At 66.6% G+C, this 20388-nt stretch carries 18 protein-coding genes; 6 read left to right on the top strand and 12 right to left on the bottom strand.

Annotated features, from left to right (window positions below; translation table 11 throughout):
• Positions 1-30: 30 nt before the first annotated feature.
• From T336_RS26600 to T336_RS24980, 4 genes are all read right to left on the bottom strand, one after another.
• Positions 31-753 carry a hypothetical protein gene (locus tag T336_RS26600; protein WP_156957831.1) on the bottom strand — a complete coding sequence of 241 codons (723 nt, stop codon included), beginning with the start codon at positions 751-753 and terminating at the stop codon, positions 31-33.
• A 14-nt stretch (positions 754-767) separates the two neighbouring features.
• Positions 768-1745 (bottom strand): pesticin C-terminus-like muramidase, encoded by a 978-nt coding sequence (locus T336_RS26035; protein WP_084151399.1) that lies wholly within the window; start codon positions 1743-1745, stop codon positions 768-770.
• 74 nt (positions 1746-1819) lie between these two features.
• Positions 1820-2161 (bottom strand): PAAR domain-containing protein, encoded by a 342-nt coding sequence (locus T336_RS0110185; protein ID WP_020424978.1) that lies wholly within the window; start codon positions 2159-2161, stop codon positions 1820-1822.
• A 44-nt stretch (positions 2162-2205) separates the two neighbouring features.
• Positions 2206-4953: a type VI secretion system Vgr family protein gene (locus tag T336_RS24980; protein WP_035225643.1), complete on the bottom strand. Its 2748-nt coding sequence runs from the start codon at positions 4951-4953 to the stop codon at positions 2206-2208.
• 259 nt (positions 4954-5212) lie between these two features.
• Here T336_RS24980 and glcE point away from each other — a divergent pair, with 259 nt between their 5' ends.
• The 4 genes from glcE (at position 5213) to T336_RS0110160 (ending at position 9511) form a co-directional block, all read left to right on the top strand.
• On the top strand, positions 5213-6325 hold the full coding sequence (gene glcE / locus T336_RS0110175) for a glycolate oxidase subunit GlcE (protein ID WP_026432454.1): 1113 nt from the start codon (positions 5213-5215) through the stop codon (positions 6323-6325).
• 8 nt (positions 6326-6333) lie between these two features.
• Positions 6334-7104, top strand: a complete 771-nt coding sequence (locus T336_RS0110170; protein ID WP_026432453.1) for a YoaK family protein — start codon at positions 6334-6336, stop codon at positions 7102-7104.
• A 46-nt stretch (positions 7105-7150) separates the two neighbouring features.
• Positions 7151-8410 (top strand): glycolate oxidase subunit GlcF, encoded by a 1260-nt coding sequence (gene glcF, locus T336_RS0110165; RefSeq protein ID WP_026432452.1) that lies wholly within the window; start codon positions 7151-7153, stop codon positions 8408-8410.
• A 111-nt stretch (positions 8411-8521) separates the two neighbouring features.
• A complete protein-coding gene (locus T336_RS0110160; RefSeq protein WP_026432451.1) occupies positions 8522-9511 on the top strand; it encodes a ProQ/FINO family protein in 990 nt (329 codons plus the stop codon).
• 137 nt (positions 9512-9648) lie between these two features.
• Here T336_RS0110160 and T336_RS0110155 read toward each other — a convergent pair whose 3' ends face one another.
• Both T336_RS0110155 and T336_RS24975 read right to left on the bottom strand, forming a co-directional pair.
• Complete coding sequence (locus tag T336_RS0110155) at positions 9649-11259, bottom strand: hypothetical protein (protein WP_026432450.1); 1611 nt, start codon at positions 11257-11259, stop codon at positions 9649-9651.
• A 47-nt stretch (positions 11260-11306) separates the two neighbouring features.
• Positions 11307-12872, bottom strand: coding sequence for a hypothetical protein (locus tag T336_RS24975; protein ID WP_156957830.1), 1566 nt, complete (start codon positions 12870-12872; stop codon positions 11307-11309).
• Positions 12873-13100: 228 nt separating this feature from the next.
• Between T336_RS24975 and T336_RS0110145 the strand changes: the two genes are divergently transcribed.
• Both T336_RS0110145 and T336_RS0110140 read left to right on the top strand, forming a co-directional pair.
• Complete coding sequence (locus T336_RS0110145) at positions 13101-13814, top strand: hypothetical protein (RefSeq protein WP_019700807.1); 714 nt, start codon at positions 13101-13103, stop codon at positions 13812-13814.
• A 12-nt stretch (positions 13815-13826) separates the two neighbouring features.
• A complete protein-coding gene (locus T336_RS0110140) occupies positions 13827-14300 on the top strand; it encodes a hypothetical protein (protein WP_019700808.1) in 474 nt (157 codons plus the stop codon).
• Positions 14301-14310: 10 nt separating this feature from the next.
• On the opposite strand, the gene T336_RS0110135 is transcribed toward T336_RS0110140, so the two are convergent.
• The 6 genes from T336_RS0110135 to T336_RS0110115 form a co-directional block, all read right to left on the bottom strand.
• Positions 14311-14805, bottom strand: a complete 495-nt coding sequence (locus T336_RS0110135) for a glutathione peroxidase (protein ID WP_013592815.1) — start codon at positions 14803-14805, stop codon at positions 14311-14313.
• Positions 14806-14841: 36 nt separating this feature from the next.
• Positions 14842-16389, bottom strand: a complete 1548-nt coding sequence (locus tag T336_RS0110130; protein ID WP_026432449.1) for an AAA family ATPase — start codon at positions 16387-16389, stop codon at positions 14842-14844.
• Positions 16390-16397: 8 nt separating this feature from the next.
• Entirely contained in the window at positions 16398-16970 is a 573-nt protein-coding gene (locus T336_RS24970; protein WP_051647113.1) for a hypothetical protein, read from the bottom strand.
• 204 nt (positions 16971-17174) lie between these two features.
• Positions 17175-18842, bottom strand: a complete 1668-nt coding sequence (locus T336_RS24965) for a hypothetical protein (protein WP_156957829.1) — start codon at positions 18840-18842, stop codon at positions 17175-17177.
• An 18-nt stretch (positions 18843-18860) separates the two neighbouring features.
• A complete protein-coding gene (locus tag T336_RS24960; RefSeq protein ID WP_156957828.1) occupies positions 18861-19274 on the bottom strand; it encodes a hypothetical protein in 414 nt (137 codons plus the stop codon).
• A gap of 200 nt (positions 19275-19474) precedes the next feature.
• On the bottom strand, positions 19475-20350 hold the full coding sequence (locus tag T336_RS0110115) for a DMT family transporter (protein WP_026432448.1): 876 nt from the start codon (positions 20348-20350) through the stop codon (positions 19475-19477).
• Positions 20351-20388: the final 38 nt, after the last annotated feature.

Below are 20388 nucleotides of genomic sequence, written 5' to 3'. Positions count from 1 at the left end.
GGCTTCCCCTTGTTAGTGATATTGCAATAATCAATCGGACTTTGGTAGGGTCAGTCCGGATGGCGCAGGGATTTTTCTGAGCACCGTGGCGTATTCGAGGCTTTCATATCGTTTCTCTCCCTTTTCTGGCCTGTTTTCCTGGCTGAATAGCATTAGATATATTTCTTTTTTGTCGCGAGAAATCGATATGGAATCCAGCGCGGTTGGCATGATGGCTTCGGGCGAGACATCAAATATATAAGGTTCCACTTTGGGCCATCTTCTTGCCAGTTGATAGCTGAAATCTATATCAAGAATTATCATTCTTTGTTGGGCAGGCACGCCCCTTTCCCTGTATATGTCGCAAAACTGTTTCCACCCTTCGCCGTCTTCTCTTATGGCGCAGTAGTCATCGCCGAATGGTGGAAATATCGTATAGATAAAGCCTTCGCCCGATGGGCCGTTGGGCATGCCGTCTGGTCCCTTGAGGATCATGGTAGATACTCCAGTGGGCTGTATGTGTATTATTTTTCCAATTGGAAGATAAGCTTTGTTGTGTTTGTATATTCCGGGCCAATCGGCGGGTAGAGTCCGGTTCATTTCAGCCTCGTGCCTGACAACTTGCCACCAGCCAGAGATTTCCATGACTGGCCTCTTAAATCGCTTGCGTGAGGGTTGGGCGATGTTGGACTCACTGGGAAATGCGTTTTTCAAGCCGATAAGCGACAAGAGGGAAATCATGAATAGTCTTTTTGGGTAGGGGTTTTGTTCCATGAGATATGTCTAATTTATTGATCGCCGGAATTTTTTGCAGGCATGGATGCATGTAAGTAGTCACGCTCTCGCCTGCTACTAGGTATTTTTTCCCGATCACCTTCCAAAATTGCCTGTTTCATTTTTGGATGGATACTCCAGCTTTGGTATACGTTGGAAAGTAAAGCGGTCTGTTGCTCGGTTGTTAATTCTATAAATTTTGGAGAGTCTTTGGGGTTGTCTTGCTGGAAGAGGAATATTGCTTTTTTGGTGGCTTCTTCGCCGGCGCGTAGATTCAGTAGATCGGCCTCTTTTTGTGTGATTTCCAAAGGATTTTTTCGAGCAAATGCGCATGCTTCTCCACCTATCTTGCCAAAATATGGTTTTATTTTTTCGGACAATTTTTCAAACTCTTCTTCTGTTATAATTTCATTTCTCTTGTTAAATTTCCTTAATTCCTTTTTGTACGCATCGTAATTCTGGCCTCCTAAATCTATCCCTTTGGCAATAGTCACGCCGGAGTTGTTTGCTTCTCCGTTTTTCATTTTCCCTTGCAGTCTGGTGTTCCCGTCTCTTTTTGTCATCGAGGGTCCGCCATCAGGTTCGTTGACCGGCCACCACGGTACGTAGGCTTTAAGGTAAACGTCTTCCCATTTGGCAATTTGCGCCAGATCTATTTTCGTTCCCAGAGACGCATTGATGATTTTTCCAATCTCCAGGTTCAGGGCCCCTGGTTTTGTTTTATCTGCTGGCAGGCAGGGAATATTTCCCGTGAGGCATTTCCGCTTCAGTTTCCCCTCCTTCTCCTTGATCTCCTGATCCAGCCTCCGCGCCTCTTCCGCATACCCCTCCGCCTTGCGGTCCAGTTTCTGCCGTTCCTTTTTCAACCCGGGCAATTCCGCCTTGGCTTTCTCCTGTTCCTGCCGGCATTCCTCGGCAGTCTTGCGCAGCGCGCGTTCGCGCGAGAGGGCGTCCTTGTCGTAGTCGGGAAGGTCTTCTTCCTTGAGGGCCATGGGTTTCGGGGTCTTTCGGTGTCGGTATCGATGGAATGGGGGGCGGGCGGCCTGGGTGGCGCGACGGCTTCACGTCACGAGCCATGCGCCGGCACGACGAAGGCCGCGCCCTCGTCGGCGGCGGCCTGCATGCAGGCTTCGTCCTTGTCGCGGCCGATGCGCACCGTAGGGCAGCCCTGGGCGATCAGGCCGTGGCAGGCGACTTCATCGCCGACGCGGGCGGCGGGGCGCCCGGCCAGCCGCACGGAGGGCTCGCCTTGGGTGATGGGTTCGATGCCCTTGTTGTGGCGCACCCGGTCGCCCATGCGGGCAGCGGGTTGGCCCCCGATGCGGACCGTGGGGGCGCCTTCCAGGATGGGGCCGGCGCCGCGCTGGTGGGCGACGTCGTCGTGCATGCGGGCAGCGGGTTGGGCCATGGCAGGTCGATCGCTTTTTCTCTCGTTATCTGGTGCGGGGGCGGTCAGGGCTTGGCGCTCCAGCCCGGCGTCTTGCCCATGGCCGCAGGGCCGGCAGAACCGGCAGGGGCGCTGCCCACGCTGCTGCCGATGCCACCGGGCCCGCCCAGGCCGGCGATGCCTCCGGCCAACCCGGCGATCGCGCCGAGGTCGCCGTTCTTCAGGGCCTTGGCGGTGTCGAGCAACCCCTTGGCCTGCTGGAGCGCACCGAGGGCGCTTTGCAGGCCCGATGCGCCGCCGCCCATGGCGGCGCTCGCGGCGGACTCCGCCTGGCCTTCCGCGGCGTCGGCGGCCTGCTGCGCCGCGTCGCCGGGCGCGTCGCTGGCGGGCGGAGGCGTTTCTGGCGCGGGCTGGCTGCTGCCGCAGTTGAGGTCGATGAGCCCCGCGTCCGCGTTGATCGCGGCGCTGGCCTGCATTTCGATGTGCGTGCCCTGCAGGTAGATGCCGCCGTCGCTGCGCAGGACGATCTTCGCCGCGCCGCAGGCCAGTTCCAGGTGCTCGCCGGCCTGGGCGACGAGCACCTTGCCGGCGCGGGTTTCCTGGCGCTCGCCCACGTTCACCGTCTGGGTGCGGCCGACCTGCAGGTTCCAGGCCTTGCCGATGTCCTGGGTGTAGGTGTCGCCCACGTTGAGGCGCTTGGTTCTGCCCACCTGGGTGCTCTGCTGCAGGCCGACCAGGGTGTTCATCGCCACGCCCACGTTGAGGCTGTAGCCCAGGCCGACGTTGTCCATGCGCGCCATGCCCACGTTCTGCAGCGACATCCGGCCGATGGTCTCGGTCTTGGTCTTGCCCACGCGCAGGGACCAGTTCCTGCCGATCCGGTCCTTCTCGTTGTTGCCGATGGTCTTGGCCCGGTTGGCGCCGATCGAGACCAGTTCGTTGCGGCCCACGTCTTCCGAGCGGTCCACGCCGATCGATACCGTTTCGTCCAGATCGACCCGTTCGCGGCGGTTGCGGTGGATGGTGATGGATTCGTCCAGGTCCACCGTTTCAGTGCGGTTGGAGTGGATGGTGATGGTCTCGTCGCCATCGACTTCTTCCGTCCGCCAGCCATGCACCGTGATCTTTTCGTTGCGGTCTACGGTTTCTGTCCGGTCGCGATGAACGATGGTGGTCTCGTCCCGGTCGATCGTCTTGGCCCGGTCATTGCCGACCCAGTGCGCTTCATCGTTCTCGACCTCGATGAGCTGGTCCTTCTGCGCATGCAGCCATAGCTGCTCCGCGCCCTTCCTGTCCTCGAAGCGGATCGCGTTGGCGTCGCCGGCTCCGCTCTTCATGCCGTCGCCGGTCGCGCCGCCCTTGCTCGATCGTGTCTTGATGCCCGACTGCGTGGCGTTGCCCGGTAGCGCCCAGGGCGGCATGTTCGCCGCGTTGTAGACGCTGCCTATGGCGATCGGATGGTCAGGATCGCCGTTCACGAAATCGATCACCACTTCGTGGCCTATGCGGGGGATGGATACGGCCCCGAAGCCCGAGCCTGCCCAACTGGTCGCCACGCGCACCCAGCAACTGGAATGCTCGTCCATCGCCCCCAGCCGGTCCCAGTGGAACTGCACCTTGATGCGGCCGTATTCGTCCGTCCAGATTTCCTCGCCCGCCGGGCCCACGACCACGGCGGTCTGCGGGCCTGTCGTGCGGGGTTTTGGAGTTTTTCTGGCGGGGGTGTACGGCAGGCTCGTGGGCTGGGCCGTGAGGCTGAACTTCTGGAACGACCCCTGCTCTTCGCTGTTCTTGAGCGCTTCTCCCGGCTTGGCGCTGTTGACCGAGGACGTGCCCGGGTTCTCGTGCAGGTGGTACGTCACCCCGGTGATGAGGTACTGCCGGTTTTGGTCACCGCGCGGGTAGTTCTCCAGCGTGAAGGTGTAGCCGGGTGCGATGCTGCGGTGGCGGGACTCGCCCCTGACGGTGCTGTGGCCCGTCAGCCCTTCCTGCAGGCGAACACGGGCGTATTGCTCGCCGTCGCCATGCTGCACGTAGCCGCCCGGCCATTCGTAGATCTCGTACGCATCATGCGCATGGCCCGGGGGCTGCTGGCGCATGTTGGAGAGGTCCGACCGGGGCTTCTTGAAGTCGTAGTCGTCGTTGTAGTACCTGCCCGACTTGATTTCCTCGCTGAGCACCCAGGCATGGATATTCTCACGGTCGGCCGTGGCCGACTTCTCCGGCGGGTAGAACGGAATGGTTGCCGCGCCCGGCAAGGGTTCGTGGCAACCCACGATGTCGTCGGCGATCACCAGCGTATGCTGGCCGCTCGCGTGCTGGAAGTAGTAATACGCGCCCTCATGCTCCAGCAATCGCGAGACGAAGTCGAAGTCGCTCTCGCCGTATTGCACGCAGTAGTCCCAGGCACGATAGGCGCGCGTGAGCTTCAGTTGCATCGGGTAGCCGTAGCGGCCCAGCACGTCCTGCACGATCTGCGGGACGGTCTTGAACTGGAAGATTCTGAAATCCTGGCGCCGCGTGGCCACCCACAGCCAGGGTTGCAGGCGCAGGTGGTACGAACAGAAGCGGTGGTCCTGCCCCTGCATGCCGAATCGGGTGACCAGGCCATCGAGGTAGCGGCGCCCGCCGCCCTGCGTCTCGATCTCCACCGTCGCCGTTTTACCGAGCAATGCCTTGGGATCGATGTCCCGGCTCTCCGAGCGCAGGTCGATGTCGAAGGAGAAAAGCTGGCTCAACTCCTCGCTGCCCCGCAGCTGCCGGAAATGCAACTGCTCTCCCAGGGGCGTCCGGATGGTGACGCGGCGTGTCATTGTGGTCGGTTTCAGCCCTTGCGGCCGAACGGTAGAGTTCAAAACGGGCGCGATGATAGGAAGCGCTTGCAAGGCAGGGAAGGGCTTCCCAAAATTTGTTTTGTGTCCGAATGTCGGGCGCTATGGCGGTGCAAATGAACCGTTATGCGAGGGTGCCGGCGGGGGCGTTTTCGTGCCCCTCCAGGCTTCACGCGCCGCGTTCAAAAAATTCACGCGGGCACCGGGCGCTCCGCCCCGGGGCTGCCGCTACGATGCAGCCATGGATTCCGCCCTCCGCCAGATCATCGAACGCGTGCGCGACAGTGCGCGCGAAGGCCGCCCCTTGCGCATCCGCGGGGGGGGCACCAAGGATTTCCATGGCGGCATGCCGCTGGACGGCGAAGTGCTCGACACGCGTGCCTGCACGGGCGTGGTGGACTATGAGCCGAGCGAACTGGTGGTGACGGTGCGCGCCGGCACGCCGCTCGCCGAGCTGGAGGCACTGCTGGCCGGCCGCGGGCAGTGCCTGCCGTTCGAGCCGCCGCATTTCGGCGAGGGCGCCACCGTGGGGGGAATGGTCGCGGCAGGGCTGTCGGGCCCGGCCCGCGCGAGCGCCGGGGCCGTGCGCGATTTCGTGCTCGGGGCGGAGATCGTCAACGGCCGCGCCGAATGCCTGCGCTTCGGCGGGCAGGTCATGAAGAACGTGGCGGGCTACGACGTGTCGCGGCTGATGGCCGGGGCCTGGGGCACGCTGGGCGTCGTGACCGAAGTGAGCCTCAAGGTGCTGCCCGTGCCGCCCGCGGAGGCCACGCTGTGCTTCGAGCTGCCGCAGGCCGAGGCGCTGCGGCGGCTGCAGGAATGGGGCGGCCAGCCGCTGCCGTTGAATGCCAGCCGCTGGGAGGCCGGTCCTTCCGGCGCCCGGGGCGGCGGCCTGCTGCACTTGCGGCTGCGGGGCGCCGTGGCGGCTGTGGAGTCCGCCTGCCGCGCCCTGGGCGGGCAGCTGCAATCGCCGCAGGAGGCGGCCGCGCAGTGGGGCGCCTGCCGCGAACAGGCGCTGCCGTGGTTCGCCGGCCGGCCCGCGGGCGCTGCGCTCTGGCGCCTGTCGGTGCCACAGTCGGCCCCGGCCCTGGCGCTGCCTGCCGGTGCATCCGGCCCGCTGGTCGAATGGCACGGCGGGCTGCGCTGGGTGCAGGCGCCGCCAGCCCTGGGGCCTGCGCTGCAGGAGGCCGCGCGTGCCGTCGGCGGCTCTGCCACGCTGTTCCGCGCCCCGGCGGAATCTCCCCTCGCGCCGGCGCAGCCTGCGGACGCGGCCCTGCAGCGCATCCAGGACCGGCTGCGCGCTGCCTTCGATCCCGAGGGCATCTTCAATCCCGGACGGCGGGTGGCGGGGTAGGCCGGGGCATGCGCCTTCTGAGGCATCTCATGGGGCGGCACCGCACGCCGTCCACCAACCGGCTGCTGGGCCTGCTGCTGGCGTTCAACGCGGGCGCGGTGAACGCCGGCGGCTTTCTCGTCGTGCACAGCTACACCTCGCACATGACGGGCTTCCTGTCCACCGTGGCCGACAACCTCGTGCTGGGCAACATGGCCCTGGTGCTGGCCGCCGTGGGCACGCTCTGGGCGTTCATGTCGGGTGCGGGCACCACCGCGATCATGGTGAACTGGGCGCGCCACCACCGGCTGCGCAGCGGGTTCGCGCTGCCGCTTCTGCTCGAAGCCGTGCTGATGCTGCTGTTCGGGCTCATGGGCGCAATCACCCTGGGCTGGCCCACGCCATTCTCGGTGCCGCTCACGGTGCTGCTGCTGGCCTTCCTCATGGGGCTGCAGAACGCGGTGGTGACCAAGATGTCTTCCGCCCAGATCCGTACCACGCACATGACAGGCGTGGCCACTGACCTGGGCATCGAGATGGGCAAGATGCTCTACTGGAACCGGCGCGGCACCCCGCCCGAGGCGCACGTGCATTCCAACCGCGCCCGGCTGGTGCTGTTCGCGAGCCTGCTGGGCATGTTCACGGCCGGCGGCATCGTGGGCGCGGCCGGCTTCAAGCACGTGGGCTTCGTCTGGGTGGTGCCGCTGGCGGCGGTGCTGCTGGGGCTCGCGCTGCCGCCGCTCGCCTCGGATTTCGGGCACCTGGCCGCGCTGTGGCGCGCGCGCCGCCACCGCCCTTGAGTGCCCCGCGGGCCGACGCCACGACCTTCCCACGACAACGATCACCATGCAAACCCGACTCGCCCCCGAATTCCAGGACACGCCCGAAGGCCGCGAGGCCGAGGGCATCCTGCGCAAGTGCGTGCACTGCGGCTTCTGTACCGCCACGTGCCCGACCTACCAGTTGCTCGGTGATGAACTGGACGGGCCGCGCGGGCGCATCTACCTCATCAAGCAGGTGCTGGAGGGGGAGGCGCCCACCCGCAAGACACAGTTGCACCTGGACCGCTGCCTGACCTGCCGCAACTGCGAGACGACCTGCCCGAGCGGCGTGCAGTACGGGCGCCTGGTGGATATCGGCCGGCGCATCGTCGAGGACAAGGTGCCGCGGCCGCTGCCCGAGCGCGCGCGCCGCTGGGCGTTGAAGGAGGGGCTGCCGTCGCCGCTGTTCAAGCCGGCGCTGAAGGCAGGCCAGGCCGTGCGCGGGCTGCTGCCTGCCACGCTGCGCGCCAAGGTGCCGCGCCCGCAGGAGGCCGGCGCCTGGCCGGTGCGCGAGCACCCGCGCAAGGTGCTCATGCTCGCGGGCTGCGTTCAGCCGGCGATGCTGCCCAACGTGAACCGCGCCACGGCGCGCGTGCTGGACGCCGCCGGCATCCAGACCGTGATCGCCGCCGGCGAGGGCTGCTGCGGCGCGGTGAAATTCCATCTCAACGACCAGGACGGCGGCCTGGCGCAGATGCGCGCCAACATCGATGCCTGGTGGCCGCACGTGGAGGCGGGCGGCGTGGAGGCGATCGTGCTCAATGCCTCGGGCTGCGGCGCCACGGTGAAGGAATACGGCCACCTGCTGCGCCACGATCCGGCCTACGCCGCGCGGGCGGAGCGCGTCAGCGCGCTGGCACGGGACCTGTCCGAACTGCTGCCGGACATGCTGCCCGCGCTCGCCGAGCGGCTGCAGGGGCGGATCGATCCCCCGCGGGCGCTGCTTGCCTACCACCCGCCCTGCACGCTGCAGCACGGCCAGAAACTGCGCGGCGGGGTGGAGACCCACCTGGCCCGCCTGGGCTTTCGCCTGCGCGTGGCACGCACGGAGTCGCACCTGTGCTGCGGTTCCGCCGGTACCTACTCGCTGCTGCAACCGGAGATCGCCGGCCAGTTGCGCGACCGCAAGCTCGGCGCGCTGGACGAGGCCTGTGCGGAGGAGCCGCCCGCGGCCATCCTCTCGGCCAATATCGGCTGCATCACGCACCTGCAGAGCGGCACCCAGGTGCCCGTGCGGCACTGGGTGGAGGTGCTCGACGAGGCCCTGCGGCCAGGCGCCGTCTAGCGCCGTGCAGGGGCCGCGCGCGGCAAACTGGCATGATGGCGGGTTTTACGCCGCGTGGCCATGCCGCGCAGCCGGGCCGCACGCCCTGACCAGACCGCATCCTTGATTGCCATGACCGACAACGCGACCGCAGAAGCAACCCAGAACCCCGTCCCCGCCGCAGCGGGCGACGCGCAGGCCGTGGCAGGCCGCGACGGCGCAACGGACAACGCCGCGCCGGCCTCCTCCGGCGATGCAGCCGAGGCCGGCAGCGAAGGCCGCGCTCCCCGCGCCGGCCGGCGTGGAGGCCGGGGCCGCGGAGGCGCCCGCAACCGCCCCGCGGGCGATCCCGCTGCCGCTCCAGGCGCTGCCGCGCCGCAGGCCCAGGGCCCGCGCCGCACGCATCCCGTGCTGGAACAGCTGGCAGGCTTCTATCCGCACCTCTTCGGCGCGCAATTCCTGCCACTCAAGCGCGGCATCTTCCAGGACCTGCAGGACGCCCATCCCGGCGCCTTCGAGAAGGACGACCTGAAGGCCGCGCTGGGCATCCACACCCGCTCCACCCGCTACCTGCAGGTGGTGGCCGAGGGCCGTCCGCGCCACGATCTGCAGGGCCAGGCCGTGGAGGCCATGGCGCCCGAGCATGTGCACCACGCGCTGCTGGAAGTGTTCCGCCGCAAGAAGCCGCGCGACGGCGAGGACCTCACTGCCAAGCTGCGCCGCCGCATCGCCCAAGCGTTCGAGGCTTCGGGCCTGGACCGCATCGGCTACGACGCGCTCGTGCGCAGCCGCGACGAAAAGGCGAACGCCGTGCTGGACGAGGCCCTGGCCGAAGTTGCGGAGCGCGATGCCAAGGCCGAAGCCCTGCTGCGGGCCTTCGAGGCCAGCGGCAGTGCGGACGTGGCGCAGTTCGCCGACATGTACGGCATGGACGTGCGCGCGGCGGAGCGTTCGCTGCAGCGCGGGCGCCAGCTGCGCAGCGCGGCCCAGGCCCGTGCCGCCGCGGCCGAGGCCGGGACCGAAGCAGCCGCCGTGGATGCGCCGGAGCCTGGCGACGGTGCGCATGGTGGCGATGGTGCCGCCGGTGAAGGCGCCGCCACCCCCGAGGACGACGCGAAATGATGTGACGTGGCGTGCAGGCGGCCGGGCGGTTTCTCGCCCGGCGCCTGTGGGCACGGGCGCAGCCTGCGCTGCACGGCGTTGCCGCACGCCGCAACGCCTGGATGCGCGACGGGGATGCGGGTCGCGGCGAGGGCTTTTCAGCGCGGGCGCTGCAGCTCCGCGCGGGTGCACAGGCGGCCGTTGCTGCATCCCGCCGAGATCAGCACCGGAGAGCGGCCGTTCTCGGTCAGGCGGGCGCGCAGCAGGCCGTTCTCGTTCACTGCGATTTCGCCGCTGTACGGGGCGGATGTGGCCGCGTCCAGCGTGCCGCAGGAGCGCGACCCTTCGGTGAAGAGCCCTTCGCCGGTCAGCCGGTAGGTGCCGCGGTACCGGCAGGCGAGGGAGGTGTCCCCCGTCAGGGTGTCCATGCGGAACACGCCGGCCCGGGCGACGATGTCGATGGACATCGGTGTGCCGGGCGTGTGCGCGGAGGGGTAGCCGTAGCCCTCGAACGCCTTGTCGAAGCGCACGGTGTGGTCTTCGTAGCGGTAGCGCGAAATGCGGCGCGGCATCTCGCCGGGCAGGGTCAGGATGCCGCTGGTGGGGCTGTCGAAGGTGAGCTGTGCTTCTCCGATGGTCGCCGCTTCCTCCCCCGGCGTCACCGGGCCGCCGATCACGGGGCCGCGGCGGTACTCCTTCAGGGCGAAGGTGTAGGTCTGGTTGTACAGGAAGCCGAAATAGGCCGCGCCCTGCAGGAACATCGAAGACCCGTCGCCGCGATAGCCGAGATAGGAGACGACCAGCATGCCGCTGTTGGCCAGGTGGTCGATCTGCACGCTGCGGCCCGGCCGGCCGTCCAGCTCGTCGTCGAAGCTCCACATGCCCGGCTGCAGCGCCGGCTGGCCGTACCAGGCCTGGGAGCACGGGGCGACGGGGCTGTTGCCGAGCACGGCGCCGGCCTGGCAGGGCCCGGTGAAGAATTCGTCGCGGCCCTCGGTGCGCACCGATCCCGACAGGAAGTTCTCGTTGTCGAACCGGAAGTGGCCCTGCCGGTAGGTACTGCGCTGCTGGTTGCCGGCGGCGTCGGTGCAGAGCTTCGTGCCTTCCGCCGAGACGATGCTTTCGCTGCGCAGCTGGTAGGGGCCCGCATACGAGCACAGGCTGCCGTCGCGGGTGCTGGTCTGCACCAGCTGGAAATTGCCGCCGGAGAACTGCAGGGCGTAGGTCGCCGTTCCCGGAAACCGCTCCCGGGAATGCACCGTGAGCTGCACGTCCTTCCGGAACCCGGTGACCCGGGACAGTTCCTGCGCGCCATAGGTGAAACGCGCGATGCGCCGCGGCGCCTCACCCGGCAGCGTCACCGTGCCGGACACGGGCGTGTCGAAGGCCAGCCGCAGCGTGCCGGCACTGCCTGCGACTTCGCCGTTGGCGGTCTGCCCGCCGATCACCGGACCGTTGCGGAATTCACGCAACTCCCCCGTGAAACCGTTGTCGTCCTGCGCACGGTAGCCGCTCGCCTGCAAGAAGAGCGCGGAGCCGTCGGCGCGGTAGCCCAGGTAGGAGACGACCATGCCGCGGCCCAGCTGGGTGTCGATCTGCAGGCTCCGGCCGGGCTGGCCGGTGAGTTCGCCGTCGAAGGCCCACATGCCGGGTTCAGGCTCGGCCGATGCCTCGCTTTGCGCAAAGGCCGGCGTGGCGGCGATGGCGGCCAGGGCCGCGAGAAGCCCAGGCACCAGCGCGCTGCGGGTGGAGGGAATGACAATCTGCATGGTAGTGATCTCCTTCAGCGTGGCTGGTCCATGGGCGTTCGGCCGTCTCACCGGCCGGTGACCAGCCGCGTGCCCTCTGCTTCCTCGATCCTTCCGCGCAGCAGCCCGTTGTGGTCCACGGTCAGGTCGGTGATGCGGTAGGGGGTGTCGGTGGTCGTGGTACCGCCGTCGCTGAAGCAGGTGCGGGTGCCTTCCGAGGCCAGTCCGTTGCCGGCCAGGCGGTACGTACCCTTGTATTCGCAATAGTTGCTGGTGGCGGGCGTGGATTTCATCTGGAACACGTTGTTGCGCGCCGCGATGTTCAACAGCGTCTTCACGCCGTGCTCCCCTCCGAACGGATACACGTAGCTGGCGAATTCCTTGTTGAAACGCGCGGTATGGTCCTCGTAGCGGTAGCGCGAAATGCGACGCGGCGTGGATTCGAAAGGCAGCTTGACCGTGCCCGCCGTGGGACCGTCGAAGGCCAGTTGCACTTCGCCCACCGTCGAGGCCTCCTCGCCGGAAGTGACGGGGCCGCCTATCGCCGGGCCGTTGCGGTATTCCTTCAGCACGACGCCGTAGTTGGTCGGAGAGATGGGGCCCGGCGTCGCGCCCTGCAGGAACATCGACGAGCCGTCCTGGCGGTATCCCAGGTAGGAGACAAGCAGCGTCCGGCTGCCGCCCTGGGTGTCGATCTGAAGGCTGCGGCCCGGCTTGCCGTCCAATTCGCCGTCGAAGCTCCACATGCCTGGCTGCACGACGACTTCGTCCCGCCGGACCGTGAGGCATGCGGGATAGCCGCCGAGGAAGACCGCCTGGTAATAGCAGGACCCGGACAGGAATTCCGTGCCGTCGCTGGACAGCACCGTGCCGGAGAAGAGCCCGTAGCTGTCGATGGCGAACCGCTCGATCCGGATGGCCTTGCTGCGCTGGGTACCCGCCGCGTCCGTGCACAGCTTCGTGCCTTCGCCCTCGATCCCGGCGCCCCGGGTCTGGTAGGGGCCGGAATAGGTGCACAGCGTGCCGTCGCGGGTCGATGTCTGGCTCAGGCGGAAACTGCCCTGCGCCAGCTGGATCGCGTACTCCTGTTCAGAGCCTGCGGTCGGCAGTACCAGGTAATTCTTGGTCGGTTCATTCCATCGAGCCTGGTATGTCAGCCGCGAGATGCGCCGAGGCACGTCGCCGGGCAGCGTCACCGTGCCGGACGTGGGGGTGTCGAAGCTGAGCTGGATGGTTCCCAGGCTGGTGGACGGCTCCCCGTTGCCGGCAGAACCGCCGATCACGGGGCCGTTGCGGAACTCCTGCAGCGTGCCGGTGAACGCGGTGCTGCCCGCCGGGCGCAGGCCACTGGCCTGGAGGAAGAGGGAGGACCCATTGGACCGGTAGCCGACATAGGAGACGACCATGCCCTGGCCTTCCTGGGTGTCGATCTGCAGGCCGCGTCCCGGCTTGCCATTCTGTTCGCCGTCGAAGGCCCACATGCCGGGCTCGGGCTCCGCGCCCGCCGCCGCGGTGGTTTGCGCCCAGGCCGGTGCGACGCCTGCCGCGGACGCGGCCAAGGCAAGCGCGCACGCCAGAGCAAGGCGTGCCGGGCGAGCACGCCGGAGTGGGCGGGCGATGATGGTGTTCTGCATGGGCTTCCCTCCTGTGCATGGTGGCGTGAATGCGAAGTATTTACTAAAGCGTAAAACGCGCGTCCTGCCTACCCCTCCTGGGTAGGCTTCTGGTATCAATGGATACCAAAAATGACCTTTGTGACGGGTCGTTGCGCAACCGTGGCGGCCTGCGCTGGTACGGTTGGCACCAGCCCCAGGGCACCATTTTTCGGGGAGCCGGGCGCATCAGAACGGGCAGGAGGAGACATGACCACCGACAATGACAATTCCGTCCAGGACCGCTCAGCGTTCGAGACAGCCGTCTGGATGCTCAAGGTGGAGATGGGCAATGCCGGCGCGCACATGACCATCGACGCCAATGCCCGGCTCGCCTATACCCGCCAGATCGACGCCATGGCCAACGAACTGCGCACCCAGGCCCTGTCGGGGCGCATCACCTGGGCGCAGGCCGCGCAGCAGGCGCAGGACACGCGCAACGTGATCATGGAAGTGATCCGCGGGCGCAGCACCCCCTTCGGGCGGGCCATGGCACAGCAATTGAAGGCCGAGGGCAAGACGCTCAACGAACTCATCGCGCGCAAGGTGCAGCAGCTGCATGGTCCGGGCGCGCAGTTCGACCGGCTCACGGCAGCGCAGCAGAACGGCGTCTATGCGGAGATCGTGAAATCCGCGGGCAAATCCAACCCGCGCGTCACCCAGACCATGCGGGGTCTGTCGCGCGCAGGGCGGGGGCTCATCGTGCTGTCGCTGGCGCTGTCGGTGTACAACGTGGCGACGGCGCAGGACAAGGTCGCCGCGACCGGCCGCGAGGTGGCCGTGACCGGCGCGGGCATCGGCGGCGGCATGGCCGGCGGGGCGCTCGCGGGCCTGGCCTGCGGTCCGGGGGCGCCGGTCTGCGTGGCGGTCGGCGCCTTCGTGGGGGGCGCACTGGCCGCCTTCGGCGTGGACATGCTCTGGTGAGGCGCCCGGTCCATGGATGTCCTCGCTCCCGAAGAACTCTCCCTCCATCTCCTGCGGGAGGCCGACGCGCGGCACAAGCCACTGAGCGACATCGTGCTGGCCGGCCAGCGCACCGGCCGCACCGTGGAGGCGGCGCTGCTGGAGGCCGCGTTCCGCTGCGACAGCGGCTACCTGCTGTTCACCACCGACGACGTGCCGGACGAGGAATTCCTCGGCATCCACCTCTTCAGCCCCAGCCTGGAACTGCTGGACTCCGCCACCCTCGGCGGCATGTATTCCACCGGCAGTTTCCTGCTGCTGGGCGTGGAGGGAACGGACACGGTGCGGTTCCGCTTCATCGGCGGCACCGACTGGCGGTTGAAGGTGCTGCCGCGGTCCCGCCTGCGCGTGCCCCTGATGCCGGAGGCGCGCGGGGTCTCCAGGCCGCTGGGGTTTTCCCGGCGTTTCGAGATCACCGGCAGGCCCCAGCGCGAACTGTCCGACTGACCGGGGTGGATCAGGGCGCGGGGCTGGCGAGCGCCGCCTCGATGTCCGCGGCGAGCGATGCGGGCTTGTCGGTGGGGGCGTAGCGGCGGATCACCTGGCCGTCCCGGCCGACCAGGAACTTGGTGAAGTTCCACTTGATGGCCTTGGTGCCGAGCAGGCCCGGCGCCTCCGCGGTCAGCCAGCGGTAGAGCGGCGGCGCCTCGGATCCGTTCACGTCGATCTTGGCCATCATCGGGAAATCCACGCCGTAGTTGCGCTGGCAGAACGCGGCGATCTCGCCGTTCGAACCCGGATCCTGCCGGCCGAACTGGTTGCACGGAAAGCCCAGCACGGCGAGCCCGCGGTCCGCGTAACGCTGGTGCAGTTCCTGCAGGCCCGCGAACTGCGGCGTGAAGCCGCAGGCGCTGGCGGTGTTCACGATGAGCAGCACGCGGCCCGCGTACTGGCGCAGCGGCACCGTCTGGCCGTCCATCTGCAGGGCATCGAAGTCATAGGCTGAGGTCATGGCTCTCCCGAATGGCGGTTTGCATGGTGCACTGATTTAGCCCAGTACCTGGCGCCGTGGACGCTGCTGGCTGGAGGGCTGCCCGATGGGATGGCCGGAGGCCGGCACGGCACGCTCCCTGCCCCAGGCGCGGATGCTTTCGATCTGCTCCGGGGCGGTTTGGGACAACGGTACCACGTTGATGAAGCTGCGGCGAAATAGCTCAGGCGTGACTGCGGCGTCGCCGCGCAGATAGGCCTCCTTCACCACTTCCCGCACGGCGCATTCCAGATCCGATCCGGCGAAGCCATCGGACAGATGCACCAACTCGTCGATCAGGCCGGAGTCCACGACCTGGCGAAGCCCGCGCCGGGTGTAGATTTCGATGATTTCGCGCCGTTCGGGTGGCGTCGGCAGATCCACGAAGAAAAGTTCGTCGAAGCGGCCTCGGCGCAAGAGCTCCGGAGGCAGGCGGGATACGTCATTGGCAGTGGCCACTACGAATACACGAGCGCGTGACTCCTGCAACCAGTACAGGAACTGGCCCACCAGCCGCGTCGCCGTGCCCCCGTCGCCGCTGGAGCCTGCGCCTGCCAGTCCTTTTTCGATCTCGTCGATCCACAGCACGCAGGGCGACACATGGTCTGCAGTGGCCAGCGCGTCCTTGAGCCTCGACTCGCTCTGGCCCAGATACTGTCCGTGAATCGTGGACAAATCCAGACGATACAGGGGCAGGCGCCAGTCGGCTGCGATCGCCTTGGCCGAGAGCGATTTGCCACAACCCGGAACCCCCACCAGCAGCACGCCGCGCGGCGGCCGGATGCCGCGTTCGCGCAGATCGGCCGTGAGCAAGGGCTGTTCCTTCTCCAACCAGGCGCGGAGTCCCCCGAGCCCGCCTACATGGAGCTCGGTGCCGCGCACATTCACACGTTCGATTCCGGTGATATCGGCGAATATGCGGTCCTTGGCATGCATCACTTCGACCATGTCTGCCTTGGTGATGCGTCCGTTGGCCAGCAGGGTCGCGATGATGTTCTCTGCCTCGATGCGCGAAACGCCCACCAGCGAGGCGGCTGCGCGGCGCTCGTCTTCCTCGTCCCATTCGATGGGCATCTGGTCGCGGTAGGCCGACAGGTTGTCACGGATGATCGCCAGCATTTCGTCCTCGGTCGGCGGCGACAGGACGAGCGACATGCCGGTCCGCTGCAATTGGCCCCACACGGGCTGGGTGGTGATGACCACGACCGATCCTCCGTGTTCTGCGGCCAGCATGACCACGTCGAGCAGGTGCCGTGCTGCAGGTGTGTCGTTTTCGATGTCGGATACCTCGGTCAGCACGGCAGTCAGGTTCTGGCGCTGGGCGAACTGCTGGCTCGCAAAATCCACGGCACCCGTGACTGAGCGATCATCATTCATGCTGCGGCTGCTGGCCAGATCGCGGGTGCCCTGGGAGAGCGTGTGGACAAATACCGGCGCTTGCAGCGAAGCTACTGTTTCGCGCAGCAATTCGAGGACGCGGTTGCGTTCGGCGCTGCGGATCGAGATGAAAGGAATGCGGGCCTTGAGGTATCGCGTGAGCGTCGCTTTGAATTCGGTCGTGTCCATGCGCGGGTTCAGAGAAGAATCTGGCGCCTGCGGCGCGTACTGGTGGCGATAGGGGCTGCTGCCGGGGGGGCGCCGGCACCGTCCCGCTGGTAGTGCAGCAGGGACGTGTTCCGAACCAGGAATGCAAGACGTCCGGTACGGTCGCCCCGGGCGCTGTCCATCAGCGAACGCTGCGATTTTTCGGCGAACGTGGACACTTCGGCCGCGAGCCGGGCGCGTATGTCCGCGGGAAGTGCCGGCAGATGGCATAGCTGGTGAATGAAGCCCAGTTGCGCGCGCGCCTGCAGCAACGCCCGCACGACCTGGGTTTCATCCGTGCCGAGGCGCAGGTCCCGGCCCAGCCTGTCTGCGCACACCCGGAGGCGGCGATGCACTTCGTCGCTCATGCGCTGGGCGAACAGCGGCGCCACGCCACCCGTCCAGGACAACGTGCCCTGGCGGAGTTGCTGCAGGCAGTGCGCGTCGTCGTCGCCACGGGCCAGCCGTTCGAGCAACGCACTCCATTGCGCGTAGGTTTGTGGATCCTCTTGCTGCATGGATGCCTCGCCGGGCGCGAACTCAGGGTTCTGCCACTGCTGCATCACCTGACACGCCGTACGAATGGCGATGAGGGCAGAAGATCCCAACCGGGCAGGGCGCCGGCCAGAACATCGGCTTGCGTTGATGCGGTGTCCGGTTGCGGTGCGTCTGGCGGTGGCGGCGCAACAGGGGCAGGCGGCCGTGCGGCCGCCGGTGGTACGGAGAGGTCGGGAAATTCGTCGGCCATGGCGGTCTCCTCCAGCTTTTCAGGGAGCGGTTGAGAGCACGCGGCGCACCGTGTTGTGGCCGGGCTGCAGATGATGATCCGGGCTGATGCCTTCGAGCAGGGCAGTGACATTGGCAGCCACGGCATCGCTTTGTGCAAGCTCCCGGCGCAGTTCCACCAGTTCGGCAAGGCAGGCACGCAGGGCTTGCGTGGATTGTTGTTTCAGACGTGCGGCATCGAGCCGGATCTCGGCGCGTCGCTTTTTCTTCTTGGCGTAAATGGCATAGGCACCGTTCCCAACGATCATGCCCAGCAGAAGAACCATCGGGCCCCCGTTGACGCCCATCAGAACCAGTGCGAAGCCGACCGCCATCGCGAGCCAGGGCCCGAATCCTGTCCTGGCCGCGGAAAGATGGTGGGCTTCGCGCTGGTCGAGGTGGCCGTTCAGGTTGGAGAGCAAATCTGCTTCATTGTCTCCCTGGCGGCTCTCGCCTTGCCAGTCCTCTATGGTGATGAAGACTTTCTGCGCCACTGCGTTGCGGGCCCTTGCCGTGATGTCGGCATGCGCATCCAGGATCCAGCCGCGCAAGTGAGCGATGGCGAGACGCTGGGTGGCGCGGGACGCATGCGTGCTTTCGGGGTGCATGGCAGCATTGGCCAGCAGTTGCATGAAGTCCACCTGCTCGTCCAGTGTCCTGGTCCGCTGTTGATAGCGGTTCTGCGCGGCCTGGATGTCGCCGTTCTCCTCGATGATGAGCTTGCACAGTTCTTCCTGCCTGCGCAGTTCCAGCTCTTCATCGTCGAAGTGTGTGATGAGGGCGTCCAGCAGGCTGTCCACTGCCTTCAGCACGTTGCTCGCCGGCCTGATCTCTCCGTCGAATACCTTCTGAAAATGCTGAAGCACCGCTGATTGCATCCCCGCAGCGTTCAGGTTGTCGTTGAGCAGTTGCCAAGTCGAGCTGTAACGCGCGAGATGGGGATAGCGACGGGCATGGTTTACGCGGGGGGCCTTGGCGCGCAGTGCCTCGATCCATTGGCCGCGTTGTGCCTCCGCGAAGTCGACCTGCCGAGACAATTCCTCGATCCAGGCGGCGATGCGCCGCGAGCATGAGTGGACTGCATCGGCAGCGAACACGCCGTTGGCCATGGCGTCCACCATGATGACGGCCTGGCGGTCCAGCCCGAGCGGATTCTGCAGGCCGAAGAAGCGATCCAGCCATGCGCGGCTGGCCTCGTTGCGGCAGGCGCGGCGTGTGACCAGGGCGAAGAAAAGCGAAGTTTTCTCGTCATCGCGGCGCAGCGACTCGGCCACTGCGCGCTGGGCCAGGTCGCGGTCGTCCGCCAGCCACGCGGCAAGGGCCACCAGGGCGGGGGCCAGCCAGTAGCCTGGGGCGGACAGCATCAGTTCTTCCGTGGCGCCACGCAGGGTTTCACGGCGAACGAGTTGGATGTCCGCAGCCTGGAGGATGCCGATCGCATGGTGGCGCACCCGGTCATTCTGGCCAAAGCGGCTCTCTATCTCCTGGCGAAGCCTGGCCTGGCGGGTTTCTGCCAGGCTGAGTTCCTTCGCCCTGAAGTCGGCGTCTACGAAATCGGAAAATGCCTGCCCCAGGCGCGACATGTCGGAGCGAACCTGTGCCATATCCCGTCCCATGTGGTCCATCTGGATGGAATGGTGTAAGGCCAGCGTGCCGGGGTCTCGATTCATGGCGCTTGGTGGCGGTGTTCAAACATCGATGAGCGCCGTCTGCCCTGAAAGGCTGACCGCGATCAAGCGTGTGGCATACACCTCTACAAAAGCATAGCCTGGGTGTAGGGCCAGACTGCGGGCATGTTCCAGCTGGGTTGGGAGAGCTTCATGGGATTTGAAGTGCCGAATGATCCGTGCGCTGCAGTCCAGTGTGTGAACCTCGTGCGGGGGGCCGAGATGGCAGCGCGCCACAATCCCCAGCGGCAGCGCATCGACTGCGATGTCGGGCAGTTCCTGGCGGATGGCATCCAGCAGTGCTTGCCGTGCTGCAGGGCTCTGCACATGACCGCCGGCATCCAGCTGTGCCATGGCCTGTACATAGGCAGCCGATCTTTTCTGCCTCAGCCTGGACTGAAGAGCCGGGCCCTCCGGTGTGTCGGTGGCAAGCATGCTGGCCTGGGATGTAGCGATCCCCGTGCGCCTCGTATCCAATAGCGAACGAACCATGGGTATGTGCTGCAATAGCTGACAAAGGCTGTTGGGCGAGAGGGGCGAGTCCCGGGAAATGGGCCGGGGGCTGCCGCTCCCGATCGTGGCAGTGTAATTGTCCGGGGCCGTTTTTACTGGCCGTCAGCCGCCTGGCCCCGTGCTCAGCGCCGCTGCAGCGAAGCCAGCAGCGCGGCCAGCACGATCATGCCGCCACCCAGCAGCGTGCGCGGCTGCAGCGTGGCCGCCGACAGCAGCACCGACGACACGCTGGCGAACACCACTTCCGAGAGCATCACGATCGCCGTCGTGCCCGCCGCCAGCCGGGACGCGCCGAACTGCAGCGCCCAGTTGCCCAGCAGCAGCACGCCCGCGAGCAGCGCCGCCGTGGCGATCCAGGTGGCGTTCGGCGCGGGGAAGGGCTCCACCACGCCCGCGTGCAGGCCGATCGTGCCCACCACGAGCGCCATCAGCATGCAGCCGCCGAACATCGAGAACATGCGGGCCTGCCCCGGCACCGCGTGCAGGCGCCGCAGCGTGACGTTGGTGAGCGCGAACATGAAGCCGCCCAGCAGGGCGAGGCCGTCGGCCATCGACAGCCCGTGCAGCAGTGCCTGCGCGGACGCGTCCCCGGGCCAGATCACCAGCACCACGCCTGCGAAGGCCAGCGCCAGCCGCGCGATCGCCCCGGCCGTGGGGCGCTCGCCGAGCACCTTCCAGGCCAGCAGCACCGCCCAGGCGGGCATGAGGTAGAACAGCAGGATCACGCGCACCACGTCGCCCACGGTGACCGCCCAGTTGAAGGCCACATTGTTCAGTCCCGAGCTGAGGGCGAGCAGCCAGAGCTGCGGATGCGCGCGCACCTGCGCCCAGAGGCCCGGGCGCAACGCCAGCAGCGCGACCAGCACGCCGCAATACATCACTGCCGTGGCCCAGAGCGGGTGCAGGCCTGCTGCGTGCATCAGCCGGAAGGGCCACCATGCCAGCCCCCAGACGAAGGCATTGAACAGCAGGGCGAGGATGGGCAGCGGGGAGGTCATGGAGAAATCCGGGCCGGAACGGCGGCGGGCGCCAGAAG

It is taken from the genome of Paracidovorax oryzae ATCC 19882, assembly GCF_000687165.1.
Classification (GTDB): Bacteria; Pseudomonadota; Gammaproteobacteria; order Burkholderiales; family Burkholderiaceae_C; genus Paracidovorax; species Paracidovorax oryzae.
This window is presented reverse-complemented; position numbering and strand designations above follow the sequence as displayed.

Coding starts and splice junctions, on each gene's coding strand:
- T336_RS24970 (WP_051647113.1), bottom strand. CDS start 16,970: ATGCAGCAGTGGCAGAACCCTGAGTTCGCGCCCGGCGAGGCATCCATG.
- T336_RS0110155 (WP_026432450.1), bottom strand. CDS start 11,259: ATGCAGATTGTCATTCCCTCCACCCGCAGCGCGCTGGTGCCTGGGCTT.
- glcF (WP_026432452.1), top strand. CDS start 7,151: ATGCAAACCCGACTCGCCCCCGAATTCCAGGACACGCCCGAAGGCCGC.
- T336_RS24975 (WP_156957830.1), bottom strand. CDS start 12,872: ATGCAGAACACCATCATCGCCCGCCCACTCCGGCGTGCTCGCCCGGCA.
- T336_RS0110135 (WP_013592815.1), bottom strand. CDS start 14,805: ATGACCTCAGCCTATGACTTCGATGCCCTGCAGATGGACGGCCAGACG.
- glcE (WP_026432454.1), top strand. CDS start 5,213: ATGGATTCCGCCCTCCGCCAGATCATCGAACGCGTGCGCGACAGTGCG.
- T336_RS26035 (WP_084151399.1), bottom strand. CDS start 1,745: ATGGCCCTCAAGGAAGAAGACCTTCCCGACTACGACAAGGACGCCCTC.
- T336_RS0110160 (WP_026432451.1), top strand. CDS start 8,522: ATGACCGACAACGCGACCGCAGAAGCAACCCAGAACCCCGTCCCCGCC.
- T336_RS0110145 (WP_019700807.1), top strand. CDS start 13,101: ATGACCACCGACAATGACAATTCCGTCCAGGACCGCTCAGCGTTCGAG.
- T336_RS26600 (WP_156957831.1), bottom strand. CDS start 753: ATGGAACAAAACCCCTACCCAAAAAGACTATTCATGATTTCCCTCTTG.
- T336_RS0110130 (WP_026432449.1), bottom strand. CDS start 16,389: ATGGACACGACCGAATTCAAAGCGACGCTCACGCGATACCTCAAGGCC.
- T336_RS0110115 (WP_026432448.1), bottom strand. CDS start 20,350: ATGACCTCCCCGCTGCCCATCCTCGCCCTGCTGTTCAATGCCTTCGTC.
- T336_RS0110170 (WP_026432453.1), top strand. CDS start 6,334: ATGCGCCTTCTGAGGCATCTCATGGGGCGGCACCGCACGCCGTCCACC.
- T336_RS24980 (WP_035225643.1), bottom strand. CDS start 4,953: ATGACACGCCGCGTCACCATCCGGACGCCCCTGGGAGAGCAGTTGCAT.
- T336_RS24960 (WP_156957828.1), bottom strand. CDS start 19,274: ATGCTTGCCACCGACACACCGGAGGGCCCGGCTCTTCAGTCCAGGCTG.
- T336_RS0110185 (WP_020424978.1), bottom strand. CDS start 2,161: ATGGCCCAACCCGCTGCCCGCATGCACGACGACGTCGCCCACCAGCGC.
- T336_RS24965 (WP_156957829.1), bottom strand. CDS start 18,842: ATGAATCGAGACCCCGGCACGCTGGCCTTACACCATTCCATCCAGATG.
- T336_RS0110140 (WP_019700808.1), top strand. CDS start 13,827: ATGGATGTCCTCGCTCCCGAAGAACTCTCCCTCCATCTCCTGCGGGAG.